At 34.4% G+C, this 2,381-nt stretch carries 3 protein-coding genes; 1 reads left to right on the forward strand and 2 read right to left on the reverse strand.

Features of this window, described 5'->3' with window-relative positions; all coding sequences use genetic code 11:
• Window positions 1-108: 108 nt before the first annotated feature.
• Both VXQ11_RS15545 and VXQ11_RS15550 read right to left on the reverse strand, forming a co-directional pair.
• Complete coding sequence (locus tag VXQ11_RS15545) at window positions 109-411, reverse strand: helix-turn-helix domain-containing protein (protein ID WP_005804939.1); 303 nt, start codon at window positions 409-411, stop codon at window positions 109-111.
• Window positions 404-760, reverse strand: coding sequence for a type II toxin-antitoxin system RelE/ParE family toxin (locus VXQ11_RS15550; RefSeq protein WP_034171695.1), 357 nt, complete (start codon window positions 758-760; stop codon window positions 404-406). The genes VXQ11_RS15545 and VXQ11_RS15550 overlap by 8 nt, the downstream gene beginning before the upstream one ends.
• 159 nt (window positions 761-919) lie before the next feature.
• Here VXQ11_RS15550 and VXQ11_RS15555 point away from each other — a divergent pair, with 159 nt between their 5' ends.
• Window positions 920-1,864 (forward strand): hypothetical protein, encoded by a 945-nt coding sequence (locus tag VXQ11_RS15555; protein WP_180645000.1) that lies wholly within the window; start codon window positions 920-922, stop codon window positions 1,862-1,864.
• Window positions 1,865-2,381: the final 517 nt, after the last annotated feature.

The following is a 2,381-nucleotide window of genomic DNA, read 5'->3' on the forward strand; positions in this document are numbered from 1 at the left end:
TGTGCTTGACTCTTGTGGTTAAAAACAGGACATTTTAAATGGTTTATCGCATAGACATTTTAATTGGTGAATAACAAAGAAAGGCAGCCTAAGCTACCTTTCTTATTATTAAACATTGAATCCTATATGTTTTCCTGTTGGAAGCTCTACATCAATACGAAGCTTTCCTCCCATAGCTTCAACATACTTTTTCATTGTTGAAATTTTAAGGTCATTTCCACGGTTTTCGATTGCTGAAAGTGATGGTTGTTTAATTCCAAGGGTTTCAGCGAGTTCTTTTTGAGAGATTTCTAGTTCTTCACGAATAAGGTGGAGCTGTGTTTCTAAAAGTAGCTCGTCAGCCATTTGTTGAATACGTGCTTGGCTCTCTGGAGAGCGACTAGCCAATAATTCCTGTAAGGTTTTAGCCATTAGATTGATCTCCTAGGGTTGAGAGATGAAGTTCGTATTGCTGATCTGCAATATCCAGCATCTCTTTATAGAAACGCTTTTTACCGCCTTTATCACCGATACACAGCACAATAGCCTGTCGTAATGGATCAAATGCGAAAAAGGCTCTCAGTGGTTTACCTCGATGCTGAACGCGTAGCTCTTTCATATTGGTAAATTTAGAGTCATACACGGTATCAACTAAAGGGCGACCTAAACTTGGCCCCTGCTGCTGTAAAACAACCAAAGCGGCTAAGACTTTCTCTTGTGTTGATTCGTCTTGCTGCTCAAGCCATACATTAAACAGATCTGTCGTGATGACTGTCCACATATCACAACCAAAATATAGATTATAGTCTATATTATATTAATGTATTTAATACAATACAACCTGATTATTAATTGAACGACGAACAGTGTCGCATTGTTTTGATTTGTATACATAAAATAATAATTGTGTGATAGGTTTGACTTTATTTTGAGCAATTTTATGAACTATTTATATTCTTCCTTCAAATTAGACTATCTAAATTCAGAATGTGACTTTTTAAATATAAATCTAGATGAAGATACACGTTTATTTGTAGATGCTTATGCAATGTCACGATCATCTAATACACATATGCAATCAGGCCATGAAACTTTAAGAGTTTTTATGTCAGAAACATTAGCTGGTTTAAAGAACTATGTTAAAGATCCAGCAGCTATCAATAGCTTATGGGTACCAAAATGTTTTGCAGAACCAAAAGGTACGGGCATTGGCCTAGCTAAAAATGGACATAAAGGTCGGGGAAGCCATGATGTTAAGTGTCAGCAAATTATTACTGCTGTAAGACATTCTAAAGCTGTAGAAACAGGTGATTTAGAAGACCTTGAAGAACTACTGTTAGTTATTGAAGGGATTGGCTCAGATACAATTTCAGATATTACTCTTAATATTGCTAAGAAGCATTTCATTGAATATACGCAAGAAAAATGTAAAAAACTTAATATTCCAGTAAGTCAAACTAAGGAAAAAATTAGATATTTTTGCAGTGTAGATAAAAAATGGAAAAGTGATAATTTTGATCTTCCACATTTGGAAGTTGGTTTTGAGAAAACACTAAGTTATTTAATTTTTATTCCAAATGAAATTTTAGAAAAAAATATGGCATATGGCTGTAACTACTTTTACACGAATGTCGCTACGCCTATTTATGTAGATCAGATTCTTGTCGCAGGTTCATCTTTTATTTATTCACTTAAAAATGGAACTAAAAAAGTAAATAAAAAAGAAATGCGTAAAGATGATAAGTACAAGGGGGGCAAAAAACGGATGGATAAATTTATTTCTGATAATCCTAAGTCCCTTAAGGAATACAGAAAAACCGTAGCAGATAAGCGATACAAAAAGAATCAGGATAAGAAAAAGCCTAAAAATGATGATTCAGAATGATCTTTAAATAAAAAAGCCCGACATCCTGTCGGGCTTTTTCATATCGGGGTGCTCGTCTTACTGATCTCGTGCTGCCCATTCCTTGCGCTATTTTCTTATTCTTGTTTTCTGGAAACATCCAGTTCCCTTATGTATTCATCATAGGATTAATGCCTTGAATTACCAATCCGCAAAAACCTTAAATCTATGTAAGTTTTAGCTTACAAAGTTGGCCTATTTTATCCCAAGAGTTGTCCGCAGAAATTGGGGATTATTTCTGAACTGTGACCCTTGAGAAATCAGGAAAAAGTGCAAAAACGAATGTTTTTTGATCAATTTTATTGGCTAAAAGTTACAGTTTTGCTTAAAAAGAAACCGACTTGTTTCCAAGTCGGTTGAACGAGAACGTTCCAGAGGGTATGAATAACGATAAGATACTGATCTTAAAGTAATATTAAAAATGCTGTTATTCACCAATTAAAATGTCTATGCGATAAACCATTTAAAATGTCCTGTTTTTAACCACAAGAGTCAAGCA

The organism is Acinetobacter sp. 197 (assembly GCF_048148385.1).
Taxonomy (GTDB): domain Bacteria; phylum Pseudomonadota; class Gammaproteobacteria; order Pseudomonadales; family Moraxellaceae; genus Acinetobacter; species Acinetobacter pecorum.

Bases quoted from the DNA above. Each gene is read 5' to 3' on its own strand.
- VXQ11_RS15545 (WP_005804939.1), bottom strand. From the start codon at position 411: ATGGCTAAAACCTTACAGGAATTATTGGCTAGTCGCTCTCCAGAGAGC.
- VXQ11_RS15550 (WP_034171695.1), bottom strand. From the start codon at position 760: ATGTGGACAGTCATCACGACAGATCTGTTTAATGTATGGCTTGAGCAG.
- VXQ11_RS15555 (WP_180645000.1), top strand. From the start codon at position 920: ATGAACTATTTATATTCTTCCTTCAAATTAGACTATCTAAATTCAGAA.